This window comes from Paucibacter sediminis (assembly GCF_030254645.1).
GTDB classification, from domain to species: Bacteria; Pseudomonadota; Gammaproteobacteria; order Burkholderiales; family Burkholderiaceae_C; genus Paucibacter_B; species Paucibacter_B sediminis.
Genome location: NZ_CP116346.1, coordinates 4477481 through 4499898, shown reverse-complemented (window position 1 = coordinate 4499898; position 22418 = coordinate 4477481). Strand labels below are relative to the sequence as shown.

Here is a 22418-nt window from a genome sequence, read left to right as displayed (position 1 = left end):
CGTACATGACGGGCAAGGAGCTCTGGTACATCGCCCAGGCGCACGCCAAGGGCCATCTGGCGGGCGACGGGGAGTTCACCAAGCGTTGTGCGCGCTGGCTGGAGGAGCGTACCGGCGCGCGGCGCGCCTTGCTCACGCACTCCTGCACGGGCGCCCTGGAGATGGCGGCCATCCTGGCGGACATCGGCCCGGGTGACGAGATCATCATGCCGTCCTACACCTTTGTGTCGACTGCCAACGCCTTCGTGCTGCGTGGTGCGGTGCCGGTGTTTGTGGACATCCGGCCTGACACCCTGAACATCGACGAGACCAAGATCGAGGCGGCTATCACCCCGCGCACCAAGGCCATCGTGCCGGTCCATTACGCCGGGGTGGCCTGCGAAATGAACCGCATTATGGAAATTGCCCAGCGCCATGGCCTTCTGGTGATCGAGGACGCGGCGCAGGGCGTGATGTCGAGTTATCAGGGGCGGCCGCTGGGCAGCATCGGCCATATGGCCGCGCTGTCATTCCATGAGACCAAGAACATCATCTCGGGCGAGGGTGGGGCGCTGCTTGTCAACGATGCACGATTTATCGAGCGCGCTGAGATCATCCGGGAGAAGGGCACGAACCGAAGCCAGTTCTTTCGCGGGCAGGTCGACAAATACACCTGGACCGACATGGGGTCCTCCTACCTGCCCAGCGAACTGATCTCCGCTTTCCTGTTGGCCCAGACCGAAGAGGCGGACCGCATTACGCAGCGCCGTCTGATGATTTGGGAAACCTACCATCGCTTCCTGCAACAGGCGGAGTTGGATGGCTTGCTGCGTCGACCGACCGTGCCGCAGGGCTGTGGGCACAACGCCCATATGTATTACCTGCTGTTGCCTAGCCTTGCGCGCCGCAGTGCCTTCATTGACACGCTCAAGTCTCAGGGCATCAGCACCGTATTCCACTATGTGCCGCTGCACAGCGCACCATTTGGACTGCGTGCGGGGCGCGCAGTCGGCGAGATGACTGTGACCAACGACCTGAGTGAGCGTCTGGTGCGTTTGCCGCTTTGGCTGGGGTTGGAAGATCAGCAGGCCGAAGTGATCCAGTGCCTTCTTCGTGCGCTGCACTGAGCCGCGCATGGCAGCCCCGAACTACCTCGCTCGGCCGATGTCGACGCAGCAGGCGCTTTCCTGGCTGTGCCTGATCCTGCTGCTGGCCTTGCTGCTTCGCTGCGCCCTGTGGGTGGGCTTCATGGGCTCCGACGAGGTGACCTATCTGCAATCCGCCATGGGCGTGCTGAGCGGCGAGTGGCCGCGCAGCGACTACATTGGCGCCTTGCGATATGGCGTCAACATCCCGATGGCCGCCATGATGGCGCTGGCGGGTGTTTCGGAGAGCGGCGCAGCGTTGTGGGGTTTGAGTTGCTCGGTGCTCGAGGTGGCGGTGGTGTTCGCGCTGGGGCGGCAACTGGCGGGCGTGCGCACCGGCCTGTTCGCCGCGCTGCTGCTGGCATTGATGCCCGTGCATGTGCACTTTGCCACTCGCATGATGGCCGATCCGGCGCTGGGTCTGTTTGTCAGCGTCGGTATGTGGATGTTGGTGCTGGCTGAACAGCGTTCCAGCCACTTGCACTACCTGTTGAGTGGGCTTGCTTTCGGTGCCGCCTACTGGGTCAAAGAGTCTGGCATGTATGTCAGTCTCATCGCGCTGACCGGCTACGCGCTGGTGCTGCGTCGCTTCCACTGGCGTTGGGCTTGGCTTGTGCTGGGGCTGCTGCTGATGGTGGGCGGGAACATGCTGTTGATGTGGGTGGTGCAAGGCGATCCCCTGCACATCCAGCGCAGCATCCAGCGTTCGATGGGGCGCATCGTTGAGAACACGAGCCGGTTTTTCTACTTGAAGTCCCTGCTGCTGGATGTTCGGCACATCGGCCTTTCGGCGTGGCTGGCTCTATGCGGGTTGCTGCTGATCTGGCGGGCGCGCGGGACGCCGGCGGATGGCGCGGACGCTGGGGCTGCGGCGGTTGCCCGGCGACTGCAGTTGACCTGGCTGTTTGGATTTCTGCTCGTCTTGTCGGCGCTGCCGCTGCGGCAGCACAACTACATGCTCTTGTTTGCCGCGCCTCTGGCCGTGTTCGGCGGTTATGCCCTCGCCGTGGCCACGGTACGTGTGCGCTCGTTGGCTCTGGCCGTGATGCTGGGCTCGGGCCTGGTACTGGCCTTGCTGCAGCAGGCCTCGGTGCGTACCTTCAGTGCAAACGCGCATCTTGCGGTCGCGATTGCGAATCAACGGCCTGACGCACCGTTCTTCGGCAGCACGGGCGCTGTGCGCGCCGATCAGTACACGGCACTGCTGCATCAGTTGCGGCCTGCCCGCGAGCCCATCCAAGGGTTGGCGTCACTGGATCGGCAACTGCGCGAAGGCGCTCTTCAGAATGGCTGGGTGCTGCGTGATCCCATGACCGAAGGCTGGGGTGACCCTGCCGATGCGGACTGGTCAGCGCGCCTGCAATGCCTGGAAGTTCAGGCGATGCCCGGTGGACTGTTGCCAGAGTTGAGCGCTGGAGAGCGTTTCGCTGGTCAACTTGTTGCCGTCGCGGCTGTTTTGCCCGCCGGTGCAAAGGCCGCGCTTGAGCGGCTCTTGAAGCCACGCGAGGCCCTGTTGTTCCGCGTCATGCCGGCTTGCCGGCTCGCCCCGGCGTCCTGAAGCGCTGCGTCACGTGCTTGAAGGTGCGCACAATTGAAAAAGGCCCTTGAAGGGCCTGTTTCAATTTTCTGATGGCGGAGAGGGCGGGATTCGAACCCGCGGTGGGGATTAGCCCACACACGCTTTCCAGGCGTGCGACTTAAACCGCTCATCCACCTCTCCGAAGCCCGCCATCATAGCGCAGATTTCTGGGCCTTCTGCAAAATTCAGGGCTTGGGCGTGACCTTGTGCATCAGGGCCATCGCCGTGCCTATCAGGCCCGAGACCTCGCTCATATTGCCCGGCACGATCATGGTGTTGTTCTTCTGGGCCAGCTGGGCATAGGCATCTACGGCCTTCTCGGCCACCTTGAGCTGTACCGCCTGCTCGCCGCCGGGCTGCTGGATGGCGGCGGCGATCTTGCGGATGGCGTCGCTGGTGGCATCGGCCACGGTGGTGATGGCGGCCGCCGCGCCCAGGGCCTTGTTGATCTCGGCCTGTTTTTCGCCCTCGGAACGGGCAATCGCGGCCTCGCGTTCGCCGGTGGCGATATTGATCTGCTCCTGGCGACGGCCCTCGGAGGCGGCAATGAGGGCGCGCTTCTCGCGCTCGGCGGTGATCTGCGCCTGCATGCTGTGCAGGATGGCGGGCGGTGGGGTCAGGTCCTTGATTTCATAGCGCAAGACCTTCACACCCCAGTTGAGCGCGGCCTCGTCGAGCGCCTGCACCACCGAGCTGTTGATGGCATCGCGCTCCTCGAAGGTGCGGTCCAGCTCCATGCGGCCGATCACCGAGCGCAGCGTGGTCTGGGCCAGCTGGGTGATGGCGACGATGTAGTTGCTGGAGCCATAGCTGGCGCGCATCGGGTCGGTGACCTGGAAATAGAGGATGCCGTCTACCGTGAGCTGGGTGTTGTCCTTGGTGATGCAGACCTGGCTGGGCACGTCGAGCGGAAACTCCTTGAGCGAATGCTTGTAGGCCAGGCGGTCCACGAAGGGCACCAGGAAGTTCAACCCCGGCGCCAGCGTGCCGTGGTACTTGCCCAGGCGCTCCACCACCCAGGCGTTCTGTTGCGGGACGACCTTGATCGACTGCATCACGAAGATGACGGCCGCGGCCAGGATGACCAGTGCGATGACTTCCATTGCTTGTTCCCCTCGTTTGGTGTTCTGGATGATCGATCAGTGGCTGGCTTCGGCAGCGTCCACCAGCAGGCAGGCACCGTCGATGCCGCGTATCACATGGCGCCCGGCGCCGGGCTGGCCGCTGCCGGTATAGCGCACCTGCCACTCAGCGCCGCGGTATTTGACCTTGGCGGTGCGTTCGGCGCCCCAGTGGCTCACATGCACGGACTGGCCGATGTCGATATTGATGTCCGGGTTGGCCGAGGCGGGCGGCTGTGCGCGGTGTTGCTTCAGCTGGCGTACATGCCAAAGGCTCACGGCCGTGCCTCCCACCAGGGCGGCGGCTAGCATCTGCGCCGTGCCGCCCAGGCCCAGATGAGCCGCCAGGGCAGCGGCGGCGGCGCCCAGGGCCAGCATCAGCAGGTAGAAGGTGCCGGTGGCCAGCTCCACGGCAATCAGCACGCCGCAGGCGATCCACCAAAAGGTGGCTTGATTCATGTCCATGTCACCCTCTCTCGTTCATGATGTGATTTGAGTGTACGGGGCGGCAGCCGTCCTGTTTGTGCGACAAAGCGCCATTGCCTCTTGCGCTGTCAGCCCCTGGCCCTACACTTCGCGCCTTTCAATTTCTTGCCCTGTTCCCGGAGGCAACCTCATGCTGCGCTTTCGCTTCCCCATCGTCATCATCGACGAGGACTACCGCTCCGAGAACACCTCGGGTTTGGGCATTCGCGCCCTGGCCGATGCGATCCAGAAAGAGGGCTTCGAGGTGCTGGGCGTCACCAGCTATGGCGACCTGAGCCAGTTCGCCCAGCAGCAAAGCCGCGCCAGCGCCTTCATCCTGTCGATCGACGATGAGGAGTTCACGCCCGGCCCCGAACTGGACCCGGCGGTGCTGAATCTGCGCAAGTTCATCGAAGAGATCCGCTTCAAGAACGCCGACATCCCGATTTACGTCTACGGCGAGACGCGTACCTCGCAGCATCTGCCCAATGACGTGTTGCGCGAGCTGCATGGATTCATCCATATGTTCGAGGACACGCCGGAGTTCGTGGCGCGTCACATCATCCGCGAGGCCAAGAGCTATCTCGACGGCCTGGCGCCGCCCTTCTTCAAGGCGCTGATGGACTATGCGCAGGATGGCTCCTACTCCTGGCATTGCCCGGGTCACTCGGGCGGCGTGGCCTTCCTGAAGAGCCCGGTGGGCCAGATGTTCCACCAGTTCTTCGGCGAGAACATGCTGCGCGCCGACGTCTGCAATGCCGTGGAAGAGCTGGGCCAGCTGCTGGACCACACCGGCCCGGTGGCCGCCTCGGAGAAGAATGCCGCGCGCATCTTCAATGCCGACCATTGCTTCTTCGTCACCAACGGCACCTCCACCTCCAACAAGATGGTCTGGCACCACACGGTGGCGCCCGGTGACGTGGTGGTGGTGGACCGCAACTGCCACAAGAGCATCCTGCACAGCATCATCATGACCGGCGCCGTGCCGGTCTTCATGACGCCGACGCGCAACCACTACGGCATCATCGGTCCGATCCCCGAGAGCGAGTTCTCACCCGAGAACATCCGCAAGAAGATTGCCAAGAACCCGTTGCTCAAGGGTGTGGACGCCAAGAAGGTCAAGCCGCGCATCATGACGCTGACGCAGAGCACCTATGACGGTGTGCTTTACAACACCGAGACCATCAAGAGCAAGCTGGACGGCTGGATCGACACCCTGCATTTCGACGAAGCCTGGCTGCCGCATGCGGCCTTCCACAACTTCTACGGCTCCTATCACTCGATGGGCAAGAACCGGCCGCGCCCCAAGACGGCGATGGTCTATGCCACGCAGTCGACCCACAAGCTGCTGGCCGGCCTTTCGCAGGCGTCCCAGGTGCTGGTGCAGGACTCGCAGAACGTCAAGCTGGACAAGCATCTGTTCAACGAGGCCTATCTGATGCACACCTCCACCAGCCCGCAATATTCCATCATCGCCAGCTGCGATGTGGCGGCGGCCATGATGGAGCCACCCGGCGGTACCGCCCTGGTGGAAGAGAGCATCAGCGAGGCACTGGACTTCCGCCGTGCCATGCGCAAGGTGGACGCGGAGTACGGCCAGGACTGGTGGTTCAAGGTCTGGGGCCCGGACAAGCTGGTGGAGGAGGGCTATGGCAAGCCGGCCGATTGGACGCTGAAGGCGAATGCCAAGTGGCATGGCTTCGGCAATATCGCCGCCGGCTTCAATATGCTGGACCCGATCAAGTCCACCATCATCACGCCCGGCCTGGACATGAGCGGCAAGTTCGCCAAGACCGGCATTCCGGCCAGCATCGTTACCAAATTCCTGGCCGAGCACGGCGTGGTGGTGGAGAAGACGGGCCTGTACTCCTTCTTCATCCTGTTCACCATCGGCATCACCAAGGGTCGCTGGAACACCTTGCTGACCGCGCTGCAGCAGTTCAAGGACGACTACGACAAGAACGCGCCGCTGTGGCGCATCCTGCCGGAGTTCTGTGCCGCCCAGCCGCGCTACGAGCGCATGGGTCTGCGCGACCTTTGCCAGAGCATCCACGAGGCCTATGCCAAGGGCGATATCGCGCGTCTGACCACCGAGGTCTATTTGTCTGAGCTCGAGCCGGCCATGAAGCCCAGCGACGCCTATGCCCATATCGCGCATCGCCGTACCGAACGGGTGGCGATCGACAAGCTGGAAGGGCGCGTCACCACCTCCCTGCTGACGCCTTACCCACCGGGCATTCCGCTGCTGATCCCGGGTGAGCGCTTCAACAAGAAGATCGTGGACTACCTCAAGTTCACGCGTGAGTTCAACGCCAAGTTCCCCGGCTTCGCCACCGATGTGCATGGGCTGGTGGAAGAGAAGGGCGACGATGGCAAGTCGAGCTACTTCGTGGACTGCGTCGCCTGAACGAAAAACGGGACCCTAGGGTCCCGTTTGTGTGTCTGGGGCGGGCTGGATCAGACCGCCTCGTCCGTCAGTGCCACATGGCTGAAGCCGCCATCCACGTACATGATCTCGGAGCTGACGCCCGCGGCCAGGTCCGAGAGCAGGAAGGCCGCGACGTTGCCGACGTCATCGATGGTGATGTTGCGGCGGATCGGGGTGTTGGCGGCGAAGTGGGTGAGCAGCTTGCCGAAGTCCTTGATGCCCGAGGCGGCCAGGGTCTTGATCGGGCCGGCGGAGAGGCCATTCACCCGCACCTGGCGCTTGCCCATCGAGTAGGCCAAGTAGCGCACGCTGGCTTCCAGCGAGGCCTTGGCCAGACCCATGGTGTTGTAGTTGGGTACATAGCGCTCGGCGCCCAGGTAGGAGAGCGTCAGCAGCGAGGCGCCAGGGCGCAGGCGCGAGACCGCCGCCTTGGCCATGGCCGGGAAGCTGTAGGCCGAGATGTCGTGGGCGATGCGATAGTTTTCGCGCGACAGGCCTTCCAGGAAGTCGCCGGCAATCGCTTCGCGCGGCGCAAAACCGATGGAATGCACAAAGCCGTCAAACTCGGGCCAGGTTTCGCCTAGCTGGGCGAACATGGCATCGATCTGCTCGTCGCTGGAAACATCGCAATCGAAAATGAGTTTGGAATCAAATTCGGCCGCGAATTCGGTGATGCGGTCCTTGAAGCGTTCGCCGACGTAGCTGAAGGCCAGTTCGGCGCCCTCGCGGTGGCAAGCCTTGGCAATGCCGTAAGCGATGGATCGGTTGGACAGCACGCCCGTGATCAGCAGTCGCTTGCCTGCGAGAAATCCCATGTCTGCTCCTTGGTATCAATGTTCAAATCAGCGCGGGATTCTCGCATGCCATGCGTTTTGGGCAAGCCGGGTTCTTGCGGGCACGGTGCTTGCATAGTACAATCCTGGCTTCGCTGAAAAGTGAACGGTGGGCGGATTCATCCAGCCCATTTTTTTTGCTTGAGCGTTCCCGTTAACTTCTAGATACGCCCCGAGAGAGCATAGACACGCTGCGCATGACAAATTGGCAAGCTGCTGTAGAAAAAACCGTGACCGGCCTCGGTTACGACCTGGTGGACTGCGAGCGCAGTGCCGGGGGCTTGCTGCGCGTGTACATCGACAAGCTGCCCGAGCAGGCGGCCCAGGGCGAACTGATCAACGTGGATGACTGCGAGCGCGTGACGCGCCAACTGCAGTATGTGCTGGAAGTCGAGAACGCCAGCTACGAACGGCTGGAAGTGTCTTCCCCCGGCCTCGATCGCCCGCTGAAGAAACCCGCCGACTATGCGCGTTTCGCGGGCCAGGAGGTGCAGATCACCCTGCGCGTGGCGTTCCAGGGTCGCAAGAAATACAAGGGTGAGCTCTCGGCTGAGGGTGAAGGCTGGCGCCTCGTCTTCAATGACGGCAAGGGCGACCAGGCATTGGATTTTTCCCTTGAGGAAGTGCGCGAGGCCCGCTTGGTGCCCGCGGTCAATTTCAAGGGGCGTGCAGCCAAGCCGGATGGCGCGGCTGCACCGAAGGCGGGCAAAGCTGCGAAGCCCAAGAAGCAGAGCAATGCCAAGGCCAGGCAGCAGCTGGATGACCCAGCGGCTGCGGACAAGGATGACAAGGTTGACGGAGGTCTCGATCAATGAACCGCGAACTGTTGATGTTGGTGGATGCCATCTCTCGCGAAAAGAGCGTGGAGCGCGATGTCGTGTTCGGCGCAGTGGAAGCTGCGCTGGCCTCGGCCACGAAGAAGCTGTATGGCGGCGAGGTGGACATTCGCGTCTCGATTGACCGCGATTCTGGCGAGTACGAGACCTTCCGCCGCTGGCATGTGGTGCCCAACGAGGCCGGCCTGCAAAACCCCGACTCCGAGATCCTGCTGTTTGAAGCGCAGGAGCAGATCGCCGACATCGAGGTCGAAGACCATATCGAGGAATCGGTGGAGTCGGTGCCGATCGGTCGTATCGGCGCCCAGGCTGCCAAGCAGGTGATCCTGCAGAAGATCCGCGACGCCGAGCGCGAGCAGCTGCTGAACGACTTCATGTCGCGCGGCGAGAAGATCTTCATGGGCACCGTGAAGCGTCTGGACAAGGGCGACATCATTGCCGAGTCGGGCCGCGTCGAAGGTCGCCTGAAGCGCACCGAGATGATCGCCAAGGAAAACCTGCGCACCGGCGACCGCGTGCGTGCCGTGATCCTGGGCGTGGACCCGACCCAGCGCGGCCCGCAAATCATGCTCTCGCGCTCTTCGCCCGAGTTCATGAAGGAGCTGTTCGCGCAGGAAGTGCCCGAGATCGAGCAGGGCCTCCTGGAGATCAAGAGCTGCGCCCGCGACGCCGGCAGCCGCGCCAAGATTGCCGTGCTCTCGCACGACAAGCGCGTCGACCCGATCGGCACCTGTGTGGGTGTGCGCGGTTCGCGTGTGAACGGCGTCACCAACGAGCTCGCCGGCGAGCGCGTGGATATCGTGCTGTGGTCGGAAGACCCGGCCCAGTTCGTCATCGGCGCGCTGGCGCCGGCGAATGTGCAGTCCATCGTGGTGGACGAAGAACGCCATGCCATGGACGTGGTGGTGGACGAGGAAAACCTCGCCATCGCGATCGGCCGTGGTGGTCAGAACGTGCGCCTGGCCTCCGAGCTCACCGGCTGGCGCATCAACATCATGTCGGCCGAGGAATCGGCCGTCAAACAGGCTCAGGAGTCTGAGTCGGTCCGCAAGCTCTTCGTCGAGAAACTCGACGTCGATGCCGAAGTGGCCGACATCCTGATCGCCGAAGGGTTCACCAGCCTGGAAGAAGTGGCCTATGTGCCCATGCAGGAGATGCTGGAGATCGAGGCCTTCGACGAGGACACGGTCAACGAGTTGCGCACCCGCGCCAAGGATGCGCTCCTGACCATGGAAATTGCCCGTGAGGAAAGTGTCGAGGAAGTCTCCCAAGACCTGCGCGACCTGGAGGGTGTGACGCCCGAACTGGTCGCCAAGCTCGCCGACGGCAATATCCATACACGCGACGACCTGGCCGATCTGGCCGTCGACGAACTCGTTGAACTGGCCGGCATGGACGAGGCTGAGGCCCGCGCCATGATCATGAAGGCCCGCGAACATTGGTTCACCGCCTGATGGGCGCCATGAACACAACTGTACGCACAGCAGATTAGCAAGCTTAAGGATTCCACAATGGCTGTGACCACCGTCGCCCAGTTCGCTGCAGAGCTACAAAGGCCTGCAAGCACGCTGCTTGAGCAGCTGCAAGCTGCGGGCGTCAAGAAGGCGTCCACCGAGGACGCCCTCAACGAGACCGACAAGGAACGGTTGCTGGACTACCTGCGCACCGCGCACGGTACGACCGGTGCCGACCGCAAGAAGATCACGCTGACGCGCAAGTCGACCAGCGAGATCAAGCAGGCCGATGCCAGCGGCAAGGCCCGCACCATCCAGGTCGAGGTACGCAAGAAGCGCACCTTCGTCAAGCGTGACGATGCCAGCGGCATGGACGAGGCCAGCGCGCAAGCGGCCGAGGAAGCCGAGCTGCAGCGTCGCCAGGAAGAGGCCCAGGCGCATGCCGAGGCCCTGCGCGCCCAGGAAGAAGAGCTGGCTGCCCGCGTGCGTGAACGCGAAGAGCAGGAGCGCCTGGCTCGCGAGGCCGAGGAGCAGCGCCGCCAGGAGCGTCTGCAGGCCGAGGCCCGCGCCGCCGAGCAGGCCGAGAAGGATGCCGCCGACAAGGCCGCCGCCGAAGCCGCTGCCAAGGTTGCCGCCAAGCAGGATGCCCAGGCCGCTGCACGTGCCGCCGCTGCCGCCACCAACAAGGCGCTGGCCGCCGGTGGCCGCCGCGCGCCCGCGCCAGCTGCTGAGCCCGCACCCGCGCCCGCCCCCGTGGTGGCCGCTGCGCCGGCACCGGCACCGGTTGCCGAGCCTGCACCCGCCCCCGTGGCCGCAGCGCCCGTGGCGCCGGCCGCGCCGGTGGAGCCGCCCAAGCCGCAGCTGCGTGTCATCAAGGCCGTCGATGTGGGCGCCGAGGAAAAGCAGAAGCAGGTCGACCTGGAGCGCCGCCGCAAGGCCGCCGAGGCCGAGGCCGCTGCCATCCGCGCGATGATGAATGCACCCAAGAAGGTGCTGGTCGCGAAGAAGGAAGAGCCCAAGCCCGAGCCCGCCAAGGAAATCAAGGGCACCATCCACAAGAAGCCCGGCACGCCCGGCGCGCCGGCTACCGCCGCGACCGCGGGTGCTGGTGCCAAGCCCGGCGACAAGAAGTCGGTCAAGAGCGAGAAGCTCTCGTCCTCCTGGGCCGATGATGCCGCCAAGAAGCGCGGCCTCAAGACCATTGGTGCGGGTGCCCCCACGGGTGCTCGCCCGGCCGCCGGCTGGCGCGCGCCCAAGGGTGGCGCGTCGGGTCGCCGTGGCGACCGCAACGACCGCGGTGGCCAGCCGTCCAACTACGTGGCGCCGAGCGAACCGGTGGTGCAAGAGGTGCATGTGCCCGAGACCATCTCGGTGGCCGACCTCGCCCACAAGATGTCGATCAAGGCGTCCGAGCTCATCAAACAGTTGATGAAGCTGGGTCAGATGGTCACCATCAACCAGCAGCTGGACCAGGAAACCGCGATGATCTTGGTGGAGGAAATGGGCCACAAGGCCTTTGCCGCCAAGCTGGACGATCCCGATGCCTTCCTGGAAGAAGAGGGCGCTGCCGCCGAGCAGCAGCACGAGATGCTGCCGCGCGCACCGGTGGTCACCGTCATGGGTCACGTCGACCACGGCAAGACCTCGCTGCTGGACTACATCCGCCGTGCCCGCGTTGCCGCGGGTGAAGCGGGCGGCATCACGCAGCACATCGGCGCCTATCACGTCGACACGCCGCGCGGCATGATCACCTTCCTCGACACCCCCGGCCACGCGGCCTTCACGCAGATGCGTGCCCGCGGCGCCAAGGCCACCGACCTGGTGATCTTGGTGGTGGCGGCGGACGACGGTGTGATGCCCCAGACCAAGGAAGCCATCCACCATGCCAAGGCGGCCGGCGTGCCCCTGGTCGTGGCGATGAACAAGATCGACAAGCCCGGTGCCAACCTGGAACGCCTGAAGAGCGAGCTGGTGGCCGAGGAAGTCGTGCCGGAAGAATTCGGTGGCGATTCGCCCTTCGTGCCGGTCTCGGCCAAGACGGGCGAGGGCATCGACGCGCTGCTGGAGCAGGTGCTCTTGCAGGCCGAGGTGCTGGAGCTCACCGCGCCGGTGGAATCCATGGCCAAGGGCCTGGTGATCGAAGCCAAGCTGGACAAGGGCCGCGGCCCGGTGGCCACGGTGCTGGTGCAGAGCGGTACGCTCAAGCGCGGCGACGTGGTGCTGGCCGGTTCGACCTATGGCCGCGTGCGCGCCATGCTGGACGAAGACGGCAAGACCTGTACCGAGGCCGGCCCGTCGATCCCGGTGGAAATCCAGGGTCTGACCGAAGTGCCGCAGGCCGGCGACGAATTCATGGTGCTGAGCGATGAGCGTCGCGCCCGTGAAATCGCCACCTTCCGTTCCGGCAAGTACCGTGACGTCAAGCTGGCCAAGCAGCAGGCCGCCAAGCTGGAGAACATGTTCGAGAACATGGGCTCGGGCGATGTGCAGACCCTGCCGCTGATCATCAAGGCCGACGTGCAAGGCTCGCAGGAAGCGCTGGCCTCCTCGCTGCTCAAGCTCTCGACCGACGAGGTCAAGGTGCAGATCGTGCACGCCGCGGTGGGTGGCATCAGCGAGTCGGACGTCAACCTGGCGATCGCCTCCAAGGCCGTCATCATCGGCTTCAACACCCGCGCCGACGTGCTGGCCCGCAAGCTGGCCGAGGGCAATGCGGTCGACATCCGCTACTACAACATCATCTACGACGCCGTGGATGAGGTGAAGGCAGCGATGGCCGGCATGCTGGCTCCCGAGCAGCGCGAAGAAGCGCTGGGTACGGCCGAGATCCGCGTGGTCTTCGTGGCTTCCAAGATCGGCACGGTGGCCGGTTCCATGGTCACCTCGGGCCTGGTGCGCCGTGGTGCCAAGTTCCGCCTGCTGCGCGACAACATCGTCATCTACACCGGCGAGGTCGACTCGGTCCGCCGCGAGAAGGACGACGTCAAGGAAGTCAAGGAAGGCTTCGAGTGCGGTATCAAGCTCAAGAACTACAGCGACATCGCCGAGGGCGACCAGCTGGAATTCTTCGAGATCAAGGAAGTCGCCCGAACGCTGTAAGGCGGAGTTGGCCTCATCCCCAAACCCCGCCTTCGAAAGAGAAGGCGGGGTTTGTATTTGGAGTAGCAGATGCGACATAAACGAGCGATACCCAACCGGTCCTTCCGGATCTCGGACCAGATCCAGCGCGATCTGGCCGAGCTGATCCGCGAGCTCAAGGACCCGCGCGTGGGCATGGCCACGATCAACGCCGTGGAAGTCACGCCTGATTACGCTCATGCCAAGGTGTTCTTCTCGGTGCTGATCGGCGACCCGGCCGAATCCGAGCTGGCGCTCAACGAGGCGGCAGGTTTCCTGCGCAACGGCCTCTTCAAGCGCCTGCAGATCCACACCGTGCCGACCCTGCACTTCCATTACGACCGCACCATCGAACGTGCGGCCGAGCTGAGCTCGCTGATTTCCAAGGCCAACGCCACGCGCGCCCTGGACGACGAAGACCGGACCAACGACTGAAGACCAAGCCGCCCGTGAACGCCCCCAAACCCCAGCGCCAGAGAATCCAGCGCCGTGCCCTGCACGGTGTGCTGCTTCTCGACAAGCCGCTGGGCCTGTCCAGCAACGACGCGCTGCAGAAAGCCAAATGGCTGCTGCGGGCGGAAAAGGCCGGCCATACCGGCACGCTGGACCCGCTGGCCACGGGGCTGCTGCCGCTGTGCTTTGGGGCCGCTACCAAGTTCAGCCAGGTCAGCCTGGATGCCGACAAGGCCTACGAGGCCACGCTCCGGCTGGGCCAGACCACCACCACCGGCGACGGCGAGGGCGAGGTGCTGGAGACGCGCGAGGTGGCAGTCACCCGCGCTCAGATCGAGGCGGCCTGTGCCCAGTTCACCGGCCTGATCTCGCAAGTGCCACCGATGTACTCGGCGCTCAAGCACGAAGGCAAGGCGCTGTACGACTATGCCCGTCAGGGCATCGAGATCGAGCGTCCGGCGCGCCAGGTCACCATACACAGCATTGACATCCTCGACTGGCAAGCTGAGCAGCTGACGATCGCGGTGCGCTGCTCCAAGGGCACCTACATCCGTACCCTGGGCGAGGACATCGGCCGCGTGTTGGGCTGTGGTGCGCACCTCAGCGCGCTGCGCCGCACCGCCAGCGGTCCGGTGACGCTGGACGGCGCCATCAGCCTGGATGCGCTCGCCGCGATGACCGAGGCCGAGCGCGAAGACCTGCTGCGCCCGCCCGACGCCTTGCTGGCGGACTGGCCTGAGCAGCGTCTGGATGCTGCCGAGGCGGCCCGCTTTCTATCCGGGTTGCGGCGTCGCCTGTATTCTCCAAGCGGCGTCGCAGATGTCAGTCAGGTGAAGGTCTACGGGCCCGAACCGCAGGCCTTTCTGGGCAGCGCACATATCAAGGGCGGCGAGTTGATCGCCGACCGCCTGCTCAGCCCGCAGGAAGTCCAGGCACTGCTTGGCACCGCGGCCTGATGTACCAGTTCTGAAGTGAGTTTTTATGAGCATCCAAATCCGTAACATCGCCATCATCGCCCACGTGGACCATGGCAAGACCACCCTGGTGGATCAGCTGCTGCGCCAGTCGGGCACCTTCCGTGAGAACGAGAAGGTCGCCGAGCGCGTGATGGACAACAACGACATCGAAAAGGAACGTGGCATCACGATCCTGTCGAAGAATTGCGCGGTGTCCTGGAAGGGCACCCACGTCAACATCGTCGACACCCCCGGCCACGCCGACTTCGGCGGTGAAGTGGAGCGCGTGCTCTCGATGGTGGACTCGGTGCTGCTGCTGGTGGATGCCGTCGAAGGCCCGATGCCGCAGACCCGCTTCGTCACCAAGAAGGCGCTGGCCCTGGGCCTGAAGCCCATCGTGGTGGTGAACAAGGTGGACCGCCCCGGCGCGCGCCCCGACTACGTCATCAACGCCACCTTCGACCTGTTCGACAAGCTCGGTGCCACCGAAGAGCAGCTCGACTTCCCGGTCGTCTACGCCTCCGGCCTGAACGGCTGGGCCACGCTCACCGAGGGCGAGACCGGCACCGACATGGCGCCGCTGTTCGACACCGTGCTGCGCCATGTGCCGCCGCACGAGGGCGATATCGGCGGCCCGCTGCAGCTGCAGATCTGCTCGCTGGACTACTCCACCTTCGTGGGCCGCATCGGCATCGGCCGCATCACCAGCGGCAGCCTCAAGCCCATGCAGGACGTGCTGATGTACGCCGGCCCCGACAGCACCCCCAAGAAGTGCCGCGTCAACCAGGTGCTGAAGTTCGAAGGCCTGGAGCGCCGTCAGGCCGAGCTGGCCCTGGCCGGCGACATCGTGCTGGTGAACGGCATCGAGGAGATCGGCATCGGCGTGACGCTGACCGCCATCGACAACCCGGTGCCCCTGCCCATGCTCAAGGTCGACGAGCCGACCCTGACCATGAACTTCTGCGTCAACAACAGCCCGCTGGCCGGCCGCGAAGGCAAGTTCGTCACCAGCCGCCAGATCTGGGACCGCCTGCAGAAGGAATTGCAGGCCAATGTGGCGCTGCGCGTCAAGGAAACCGACGAAGACGGCATCTTCGAGGTCTCGGGCCGCGGTGAACTGCACCTCACCATCCTGCTGGAAAACATGCGCCGCGAGGGCTACGAGCTGGCCGTCTCGAAGCCGCGCGTGGTGTTCCACGATGTTGGTGGCGAGCGTCACGAGCCGATCGAAATGGTCACCGCCGACGTCGAGGAAGCCCACCAGGGTGGCGTGATGCAGGCCCTGGGTCTGCGCAAGGGCGAGCTGGTGAATATGGAGCCGGACGGCCGTGGCCGCGTGCGCCTCGAGTACCGCATCCCGGCGCGTGGCCTGATCGGCTTCCAGAACGAATTCCTGAACCTGACGCGCGGCACCGGCCTGATCTCCAACATCTTCGACGGCTACGAAGCCCACAAGGGTGAGATCGAAAGCCGCAAGAACGGCGTGCTGATCAGCCAGGACAACGGCGAAATCGTCACCTACGCGCTTGGCAAGCTGGACGACCGCGGCCGCATGTTCGTGAAGGCCGGCGACCCGGTCTACGAAGGCATGATCGTGGGCATGCACAACCGCGACAACGACCTGATCGTCAACGCGGTGCGCGCTAAGCAGCTCACCAACTTCCGCGTCTCGGGCAAGGAAGATGCGATCAAGATCACGCCGCCGATCGAGCTCTCGCTCGAGTACGCGGTGGAGTTCATCGAGGACGACGAGCTGGTCGAGATCACGCCCAAGAGCATCCGCCTGCGCAAGCGCCACCTGATCGAGCACGAGCGCAAGAAGTTCGCGCGCGAAAACTCCGGGGCCTGATGAGCCACCGGCGCGCCGTTCTCCTGATGCTGCTGATCACCCTGCTGTGGAGCACGGCAGGGGTGGTCTCTCGCCATCTGGAAGCGGCGCGCAGCTTCGAGGTCACCTTCTGGCGCAGCGGCTTCAATGCGCTGGCGCTGCTGGTGGCCCTGGGGCTGATGCGCGGCCGCGCGCTCTGGGGGCAGGTCTTGCGCGCGCCGCGCAAGGTCTGGGCCTCGGCGCTGTGCTGGGCGGTGATGTACACCGCCTTCATGCTGGCGCTCACCATGACCAGCGTGGCCAATGTGCTGGTCACCATGTCGCTGGGGCCGCTGCTGACGGCGCTGTTCGCGCGCCTGTTCCTGCATCACCGCCTGCCGGCGCGCACCTGGGCCGCCATCCTGCTGGGCAGTGCCGGCATCGCCTGGATGTTCGGCCACGGGCTGCAGGGCGGCCTCGCCAGTCTGGCCGGCATGGGCGTGGCCCTGGGCGTGCCGCTGGCCGCGGCGACCAACTGGACCCTGTTGCAGCACGACAGCAAGCAAAAAGACGGTGACGAGCGCAGCGACATGCTGCTGGCGGTGCTGCTGGGCGCGCTGATTTCGGCCGCCTGCACCTTGCCGCTGGCCTGGCCCCTGGTGGCCTCCCCGCATGACCTGACCCTGCTGGCCGGCCTCGGCGTGTTCCAGCTGGCCCTGCCTTGCCTGCTGGTGGTGCGCCTCGCGCGCGTACTCTCGGGGCCGGAGCTGGCCCTGCTGGGCCTGCTGGAAGTGATCTTCGGCGTGCTGTGGGCCTGGCTGGGTGCTGGGGAAGCCCCGTCTTCCGCCGCCCTGGTGGGCGGTGCTATGGTGCTGGCAGCCCTGGCAGGCAATGAACTGCTGGGCTGGCGTGAGCGCTGATCGGCCACGCCACTGACCCATTAACAAACATTAGCAAACAAGCTTTCCGTTGTTGGAGTTGTCCCGCATGCCCGCCGCCGCTGCTCTTCCCCCGCTGCAATCCGATGGCCAGATCCTGGCCGAAGTGAACGGTTGCCTGGGTCTCATCACGCTGAACCGCGCGCCGGCGCTGAACGCGCTGTCGCTGGCGATGATCCGCGACATCACCGCTTTGCTGAAGGCCTGGGCGGATACGCCGGCGATCCAGGCGGTGGTGGTGCTGGGGGCGGGGCGCGAGGGCAAGCCCGCGGCCTTTTGTGCCGGCGGCGATATCCGCTTCTTCCACCAGGCCGCGCTCGCGGGTGACAGTGCGCTGGAAGACTTCTTCACCGAGGAATACGCGCTCAACCACCTGATCCACCATTACCCCAAGCCCTATATCGCCCTGATGGACGGGGTGGTGATGGGCGGCGGCATGGGCATCAGCCAGGGCGCCAAGCTGCGCGTGCTGACCGAGCATTCCAAGCTGGCCATGCCCGAGACCAATATCGGCCTGTTCCCCGATGTCGGCGGCGGCTGGTTCCTCTCGCAATGCCCCGGCCATGTGGGCGAATGGCTGGCCCTGACCGGCCAGCCGATCGCCGCCGGCGATGCCATCGAGCTGGGCCTGGGCGACGTGTTCGTGCAGAGCAGCGACCTGCCCGCCATCATCCAGGCCTACCGCCAGGGCGAGCAGCACAGCGCCGAGCATGTGGTGGCCACGGTGATGGAGCGTGCCGACCTCGCGCCCGCGCCCGACCATCTGGAACTGCGCCCGCGCATCGACGAGCATTTCTCCAAGCCCACGGTGGCCGCGATCATGGCCTCGCTGGCCGCCGCCGACGATGCCTGGGCCCAGCACACCCATGCCACCCTGCTGAAGCGCTCGCCGCTCATGCTGGCGGTGACGCTGGAGCAGCTGCGCCGCGCGCGCCGCATGGCCAGCCTGGCCGAGGACCTGCGCATGGAGCGCGATCTGGTGCACCGCTGTTTCCATCTGCGTCCCGGCGCCGCCAGCGAGACGGTGGAGGGCGTGCGCGCCCTGGCAGTCGACAAGGACCACGCGCCGCGCTGGAACCCGGCCAGCATCGCCGAAGTCACGCCGGCCATGGTGCAGGCCTATTTCGAAAGCCCCTGGGCGGCCGATCAGCATCCCTTGCGCCAACTGGCATGACCTGACCCCCGCGGCGGACCATAATCGCATCACCCTCCCACAAGGAGCATTGATGCCCTCCGATATCGAGATCGCCCAAGCGGCGACGCTGCGCAAGATCCTGCCCCTGGCCCACGAGCGCCTGGGCCTGCCCGAGGACAGCCTGGTCCCCTATGGCCATTACAAGGCCAAGCTGAGCCTGGCGCATATCGCCGGCCTGCAGGACCGGCCCGACGGCCATCTGGTGCTGGTCACCGCCATCACCCCCACGCCGCCCGGCGAGGGCAAGACCACCACCACGGTGGGCCTGGGCGATGCGCTCGGCCAGATCGGCAAGCACGCCATGGTGTGCCTGCGCGAGCCCTCGCTGGGCCCCTGCTTCGGCATGAAGGGCGGCGCCGCGGGCGGCGGCCACGCCCAGGTGGTGCCGATGGAGGACATCAACCTCCACTTCACCGGCGACTTCCACGCCATCGGCCTGGCGCACAACCTGCTCTCGGCGCTGATCGACAACCATGTCCACCACGGCAATGCGCTCGGGCTGGACGTGCGCCGCATCACATGGCGGCGCGTGGTCGACATGAACGACCGCGCGCTGCGCCAGATCACCGTGGCGCTGGGCGGGCCGGGCAATGGCTACCCGCGCGAGGACGGCTACGACATCGTGGTGGCCTCGGAGGTGATGGCGATCCTGTGCCTCGCCACGTCGCTGGCCGATCTGAAGCGCCGCCTGGGCAATATCGTGGTGGGCTATACCGCCGCCAAGCAGCCGGTGCGCGCGCGCGATCTGAAGGCCGATGGCGCGATGGCGGCCCTGCTCAAGGATGCGCTGGCGCCGAATCTCGTGCAGACCATGGAGGGCACGCCGGCCTTCGTGCATGGCGGCCCCTTCGCCAATATCGCGCATGGCTGCAACTCGCTGATCGCCACCCGCACCGCGCTCAAGCTGGCCGACTATGTGGTCACCGAGGCGGGCTTCGGCGCCGACCTGGGGGCCGAGAAGTTCATCGACATCAAGTGCCGCAAGGGCGGGCTCAAGCCCGCCTGCGCGGTGCTGGTGGCTACCGTGCGCGCCATCAAGCACCATGGCGGCAGCGGCCTCGAGGGCGTGGCCGCGCTGGAGGCCGGCATGGCCAATCTGCGCCGCCATGTGGAGAACGTGCAGCAGCATCTGGGCTTGCCCACCGTGGTGGCGATCAACCAGTTCACGCAAGACACGCCGCAGGAGCTGGCGGCGATCGCCCAGGCCTGCGCGGACCTGGGCGTGCGCTGCGTGCTCGCCAACCACTGGGCCCATGGCGGTGCCGGCGCCACCGAGCTGGCCCATGCGGTGGTGCAGCTGTGCGAGGCCGCGCCGCCGCGCCGCGCCGAGGTCTATGCCGACGAGCTCACGCTGGACCAGAAGATCGAGGCGGTGGCCCGCAAGATCTACCGCGCCGACGGTGTGCGCTTCGAGCCCAAGGCGCGCCAGCAGCTGGCCGAGCTGCAGGCTCAGGGCTGGGGCGGGCTGCCGGTGTGCATTGCCAAGACCCAGTATTCCTTCAGCACCGACCCCGGCCGCCTCGGCGCGCCCGAGGGCCATGTCTTGCCGGTGCGCGAGCTGCGCCTGAACGCCGGCGCCGAGTTCGTCACCGCCATCTGCGGCGACATCATGACCATGCCGGGCCTGCCCAAGGCACCGGCCGCCGAACGCATCAGCGTCGACGATGCGGGACGCATCAGCGGCCTGTTCTGATGGGGTAAAGTTCGCGCCCTTTTTGTCTTCAAGTGCGTGAATGATTGCGAGTGCCAAACAGCGTTCAGCCGCCGCCGCCCGGGCGGCGGAATTTTTTGTGATGAGCCAGTTGCTGCGCCAGGGCCATGAGGTCGTGCCCACGCTGGGCGGCATGGGCGAGGTGGAGCTGCTGGTGAAGAGCCGCAGCGGCCGGCGCTACGAGGTGATGGTGCGCGGCGTGGCCGACAACGGCCGCTGGGTGGTGAACAGCCAGAACGAGGCCGAACTGGCCGAGCGCGTCTATGTGCTGCTCAACTACAAGCGCTTCGAGGAGGCGCGCAGCTACCCGCTCGTGTACCTGCTCTCGGGCGCCAGCGCCGAGGCCCTGAAGGTCGAGCGCGGCCGCGCCCGCGTGATCGCCTTCGCCGGCAAGCAGGCGCAGAGCGGCGAGCTCGAGCGCTGGATGGAAGCTTGGCATCTGATCCAGTGAAGCCGTGCTAGGCTGAGCCCGCAGCCACCCCATTCCAAAGGTAGGAACGAGAGTCATGCCGAGTCAGCGCGTCGCGGCCCTGGGCCGACCCATGCAGGGGTTTCTGTACAGCGAGGTGCTGACCGTGCTGGCCCTGATGGTGGGCGGCGTGGCCACACCCTGGTGGGTGGCACAGCAGGGCGGGGCGCAGGCGCTGGCGCTGAACGGCACGCTGACCTCGGTGGCGGCCTTTCTCTTCATGCCCTTGCTGGCGCCGCTGGGCGACGCCTGGCCCAAGCAACGCCTGATGATGGCCGGCCTGCTGCTGAGCGCCCTGGGCGCGGCGGGCATGGCCGGCATGATTAGCGCGCAGGCCTACAGCCTGGGCTGGGTGCTGGCGATCGGCGCCCTCGGCGCGCTGGCCTGGGGCCTGATGGCGCCGGCCTCGCTGTCGATCGCGGCCGAGCTGGTGCCCTCGGCCCAGCTGCCCGAAGCGCTGCGCCTGCAGCGCAGCGCCCAATCGCTCGGGCGCGTGCTGGGGCCGGCCGTGGGAGGCTTGCTGGTGAGTGCGTCCACCGGCGTGGCCGTGTGGGCGCAATGCGGGCTGCTGCTCGCCGCCGCGCTGGCGGTGCGCGCAATCCCGCGTCATGCCGCGGCGGCGGCGGCTCCGCGCGGCGCCTGGCGCGACGAATTGCGCCAGGGCCTGAAGGCCAGCTGGTCGGTCAAGATCGAGCGCGGCTGGACCCTGGTGAGCTTTGTCGGCAGCACCTGCCTGCTGCCGGGCTTCGGCCTGCTGGTGCCGCTGAAGCTGCAATCGCTGGGGCTCTCGGGCGGCTGGCTGGGCGCGGCCGAGGCGGGCCTGTCGCTGGGCATGCTGGGGGGCGCGCTGGGCGGCTCCAACTGGGTGGCCGCCAGGCTGGGGCGCTTCCACACCCGCGTCGGCGGCACCCTGCTGCAGGGGCTGGGCCTGTGCCTGGCGGGCGCCACCTCCCAGGGCCTGCTGCTGGTGCTGGCCCTGTTCGGCGTCGGTTTTGCCAATTCCTGCGGCGTGCTCGCCGGCCAGACGCATCGCATGCTGGCCATTCCCGCGCATTTCCGCGCCCGGCTCAATGCCGTCAGCATGATGCAGCTGCAGGTGTCGGCCGCGCTGGGGCCGGCGCTGGTCGGCTGGGCCCTGCTGCATGCCGAGGTGAGCACCGTCTATGTGGCGATGGGCGCGATCGGGGCCTTGTCGGCGCTGGGCTTTCTGCTCGTGCCGGGCCTGCGCGAGATGCTGAGCCTTGAACATGAGCAGGTGCGCGACTGGTACGCACATCAGCACCCCGAACTCTTCCATGCACAATCCTCGCCAACTTCCTGAGCAAACATGACAACACGAGTTCTCTATACCGCTGTGCTGTTGCTGGGCCTGAGCGCCTGCGCCTCAGGGCCACAGGGCCAGGGCGGCAAGCCGCCCACCGAGGAGCGCATTGCCGATGCCGCCACCGCGCCGCTGGCCGACCTGAATCTGGTCAAGGCCAAGATTCCCGAGCTGCTGCTGCGCGCCCAGGAGCAGCCCTACCAGGCCCCGGCCGAGCGCAGCTGCGCCGCGCTGCAGGCCGAGGTGAGGGCGCTGGACGAGGTGCTGGGCCCCGACGTGGATGCGCCGCGCCACAAGCAGGGCAGCGCCAGCGAGCGGGGCGGCGAGGCCCTGGGCGACGCCGCCATCGGCGGCCTGCGCGGCGCCACCGAGGGGCTGCTGCCCTTCCGCGGCTGGGTGCGCAAGCTCACCGGGGCCGAGCGCTATTCGCGCCAGGTGGCGGCGGCCGTGGCCGCCGGCATGGCGCGGCGCTCCTATCTCAAGGGCATGGGCCAGCCACAGGCTTGTGAGTTTGTGCCGGCCCCGCCGCCAGCGCCGCAAACACCCTAAGGGATAATGCCGGGGTGCAAGACCCCACCCCGAACTCATCGCCCAGCCCCTGGCGCCTCTCG

The 22418-nt window shown here is 65.9% G+C and carries 17 protein-coding genes, 1 tRNA gene and 1 pseudogene; 15 read left to right on the top strand and 4 right to left on the bottom strand.

What is annotated here, in order from left to right:
• Nucleotides 1-5: 5 nt before the first annotated feature.
• Together rffA and PFX98_RS20855 are read left to right on the top strand one after the other, a co-directional pair.
• Nucleotides 6-1106, top strand: coding sequence for a dTDP-4-amino-4,6-dideoxygalactose transaminase (rffA, locus tag PFX98_RS20860; RefSeq protein ID WP_425334708.1), 1101 nt, complete (start codon nucleotides 6-8; stop codon nucleotides 1104-1106).
• A gap of 7 nt (nucleotides 1107-1113) precedes the next feature.
• Entirely contained in the window at nucleotides 1114-2682 is a 1569-nt protein-coding gene (locus PFX98_RS20855; RefSeq protein ID WP_285232402.1) for a glycosyltransferase family 39 protein, read from the top strand.
• A 72-nt stretch (nucleotides 2683-2754) separates the two neighbouring features.
• Here PFX98_RS20855 and PFX98_RS20850 read toward each other — a convergent pair.
• From PFX98_RS20850 to PFX98_RS20840, 3 genes are all read right to left on the bottom strand, one after another.
• Nucleotides 2755-2844: transfer RNA gene (locus PFX98_RS20850), tRNA-Ser, on the bottom strand.
• 44 nt (nucleotides 2845-2888) lie between these two features.
• Entirely contained in the window at nucleotides 2889-3806 is a 918-nt protein-coding gene (locus tag PFX98_RS20845; RefSeq protein ID WP_285232401.1) for an SPFH domain-containing protein, read from the bottom strand.
• A gap of 36 nt (nucleotides 3807-3842) precedes the next feature.
• Nucleotides 3843-4289 carry an NfeD family protein gene (locus PFX98_RS20840; RefSeq protein WP_285232400.1) on the bottom strand — a complete coding sequence of 149 codons (447 nt, stop codon included), beginning with the start codon at nucleotides 4287-4289 and terminating at the stop codon, nucleotides 3843-3845.
• Between the two features lie 151 nt (nucleotides 4290-4440).
• Between PFX98_RS20840 and PFX98_RS20835 the strand changes: the two genes are divergently transcribed.
• Nucleotides 4441-6696 carry an arginine/lysine/ornithine decarboxylase gene (locus tag PFX98_RS20835; RefSeq protein WP_285232399.1) on the top strand — a complete coding sequence of 752 codons (2256 nt, stop codon included), beginning with the start codon at nucleotides 4441-4443 and terminating at the stop codon, nucleotides 6694-6696.
• Between the two features lie 50 nt (nucleotides 6697-6746).
• Here the strand turns inward: PFX98_RS20835 and fabI are convergent, their stop codons facing one another.
• Complete coding sequence (gene fabI / locus PFX98_RS20830; protein WP_285232398.1) at nucleotides 6747-7532, bottom strand: enoyl-ACP reductase FabI; 786 nt, start codon at nucleotides 7530-7532, stop codon at nucleotides 6747-6749.
• A gap of 215 nt (nucleotides 7533-7747) precedes the next feature.
• Between fabI and rimP the strand changes: the two are divergent.
• The 12 genes and pseudogenes from rimP to PFX98_RS20770 form a co-directional block, all read left to right on the top strand.
• Nucleotides 7748-8230: pseudogene (rimP, locus tag PFX98_RS20825) on the top strand (ribosome maturation factor RimP); the annotation flags it as partial.
• 131 nt (nucleotides 8231-8361) lie between these two features.
• Nucleotides 8362-9840: a transcription termination factor NusA gene (nusA, locus tag PFX98_RS20820; RefSeq protein ID WP_285232397.1), complete on the top strand. Its 1479-nt coding sequence runs from the start codon at nucleotides 8362-8364 to the stop codon at nucleotides 9838-9840.
• 57 nt (nucleotides 9841-9897) lie between these two features.
• Nucleotides 9898-12939 carry a translation initiation factor IF-2 gene (infB, locus tag PFX98_RS20815; RefSeq protein ID WP_285232396.1) on the top strand — a complete coding sequence of 1014 codons (3042 nt, stop codon included), beginning with the start codon at nucleotides 9898-9900 and terminating at the stop codon, nucleotides 12937-12939.
• 69 nt (nucleotides 12940-13008) lie between these two features.
• Complete coding sequence (gene rbfA / locus PFX98_RS20810; RefSeq protein ID WP_285232395.1) at nucleotides 13009-13392, top strand: 30S ribosome-binding factor RbfA; 384 nt, start codon at nucleotides 13009-13011, stop codon at nucleotides 13390-13392.
• Between the two features lie 14 nt (nucleotides 13393-13406).
• Nucleotides 13407-14366, top strand: a complete 960-nt coding sequence (gene truB, locus PFX98_RS20805) for a tRNA pseudouridine(55) synthase TruB (protein WP_285232394.1) — start codon at nucleotides 13407-13409, stop codon at nucleotides 14364-14366.
• A 25-nt stretch (nucleotides 14367-14391) separates the two neighbouring features.
• Entirely contained in the window at nucleotides 14392-16215 is a 1824-nt protein-coding gene (gene typA / locus PFX98_RS20800; RefSeq protein ID WP_285232393.1) for a translational GTPase TypA, read from the top strand.
• Complete coding sequence (locus PFX98_RS20795; RefSeq protein ID WP_285232392.1) at nucleotides 16215-17093, top strand: DMT family transporter; 879 nt, start codon at nucleotides 16215-16217, stop codon at nucleotides 17091-17093. Before typA ends, PFX98_RS20795 begins: the two co-directional genes overlap by 1 nt.
• A gap of 67 nt (nucleotides 17094-17160) precedes the next feature.
• Nucleotides 17161-18285: an enoyl-CoA hydratase/isomerase family protein gene (locus PFX98_RS20790; RefSeq protein WP_285232391.1), complete on the top strand. Its 1125-nt coding sequence runs from the start codon at nucleotides 17161-17163 to the stop codon at nucleotides 18283-18285.
• A gap of 52 nt (nucleotides 18286-18337) precedes the next feature.
• Nucleotides 18338-19999 carry a formate--tetrahydrofolate ligase gene (locus tag PFX98_RS20785; RefSeq protein ID WP_285232390.1) on the top strand — a complete coding sequence of 554 codons (1662 nt, stop codon included), beginning with the start codon at nucleotides 18338-18340 and terminating at the stop codon, nucleotides 19997-19999.
• A 100-nt stretch (nucleotides 20000-20099) separates the two neighbouring features.
• Nucleotides 20100-20468 carry a hypothetical protein gene (locus PFX98_RS20780; RefSeq protein WP_285232389.1) on the top strand — a complete coding sequence of 123 codons (369 nt, stop codon included), beginning with the start codon at nucleotides 20100-20102 and terminating at the stop codon, nucleotides 20466-20468.
• Nucleotides 20469-20559: 91 nt separating this feature from the next.
• Nucleotides 20560-21807 carry an MFS transporter gene (locus PFX98_RS20775; protein ID WP_285232388.1) on the top strand — a complete coding sequence of 416 codons (1248 nt, stop codon included), beginning with the start codon at nucleotides 20560-20562 and terminating at the stop codon, nucleotides 21805-21807.
• A 6-nt stretch (nucleotides 21808-21813) separates the two neighbouring features.
• Nucleotides 21814-22356 carry a hypothetical protein gene (locus PFX98_RS20770; RefSeq protein WP_285232387.1) on the top strand — a complete coding sequence of 181 codons (543 nt, stop codon included), beginning with the start codon at nucleotides 21814-21816 and terminating at the stop codon, nucleotides 22354-22356.
• Nucleotides 22357-22418: the final 62 nt, after the last annotated feature.

Coding starts and splice junctions, on each gene's coding strand:
- PFX98_RS20785 (WP_285232390.1), top strand. CDS start 18,338: ATGCCCTCCGATATCGAGATCGCCCAAGCGGCGACGCTGCGCAAGATC.
- PFX98_RS20840 (WP_285232400.1), bottom strand. CDS start 4,289: ATGGACATGAATCAAGCCACCTTTTGGTGGATCGCCTGCGGCGTGCTG.
- typA (WP_285232393.1), top strand. CDS start 14,392: ATGAGCATCCAAATCCGTAACATCGCCATCATCGCCCACGTGGACCAT.
- PFX98_RS20780 (WP_285232389.1), top strand. CDS start 20,100: ATGAGCCAGTTGCTGCGCCAGGGCCATGAGGTCGTGCCCACGCTGGGC.
- PFX98_RS20775 (WP_285232388.1), top strand. CDS start 20,560: ATGCAGGGGTTTCTGTACAGCGAGGTGCTGACCGTGCTGGCCCTGATG.
- infB (WP_285232396.1), top strand. CDS start 9,898: ATGGCTGTGACCACCGTCGCCCAGTTCGCTGCAGAGCTACAAAGGCCT.
- PFX98_RS20845 (WP_285232401.1), bottom strand. CDS start 3,806: ATGGAAGTCATCGCACTGGTCATCCTGGCCGCGGCCGTCATCTTCGTG.
- PFX98_RS20790 (WP_285232391.1), top strand. CDS start 17,161: ATGCCCGCCGCCGCTGCTCTTCCCCCGCTGCAATCCGATGGCCAGATC.
- PFX98_RS20770 (WP_285232387.1), top strand. CDS start 21,814: ATGACAACACGAGTTCTCTATACCGCTGTGCTGTTGCTGGGCCTGAGC.
- rbfA (WP_285232395.1), top strand. CDS start 13,009: ATGCGACATAAACGAGCGATACCCAACCGGTCCTTCCGGATCTCGGAC.
- PFX98_RS20795 (WP_285232392.1), top strand. CDS start 16,215: ATGAGCCACCGGCGCGCCGTTCTCCTGATGCTGCTGATCACCCTGCTG.
- PFX98_RS20835 (WP_285232399.1), top strand. CDS start 4,441: ATGCTGCGCTTTCGCTTCCCCATCGTCATCATCGACGAGGACTACCGC.
- rffA (WP_425334708.1), top strand. CDS start 6: ATGACGGGCAAGGAGCTCTGGTACATCGCCCAGGCGCACGCCAAGGGC.
- PFX98_RS20855 (WP_285232402.1), top strand. CDS start 1,114: ATGGCAGCCCCGAACTACCTCGCTCGGCCGATGTCGACGCAGCAGGCG.
- nusA (WP_285232397.1), top strand. CDS start 8,362: ATGAACCGCGAACTGTTGATGTTGGTGGATGCCATCTCTCGCGAAAAG.
- fabI (WP_285232398.1), bottom strand. CDS start 7,532: ATGGGATTTCTCGCAGGCAAGCGACTGCTGATCACGGGCGTGCTGTCC.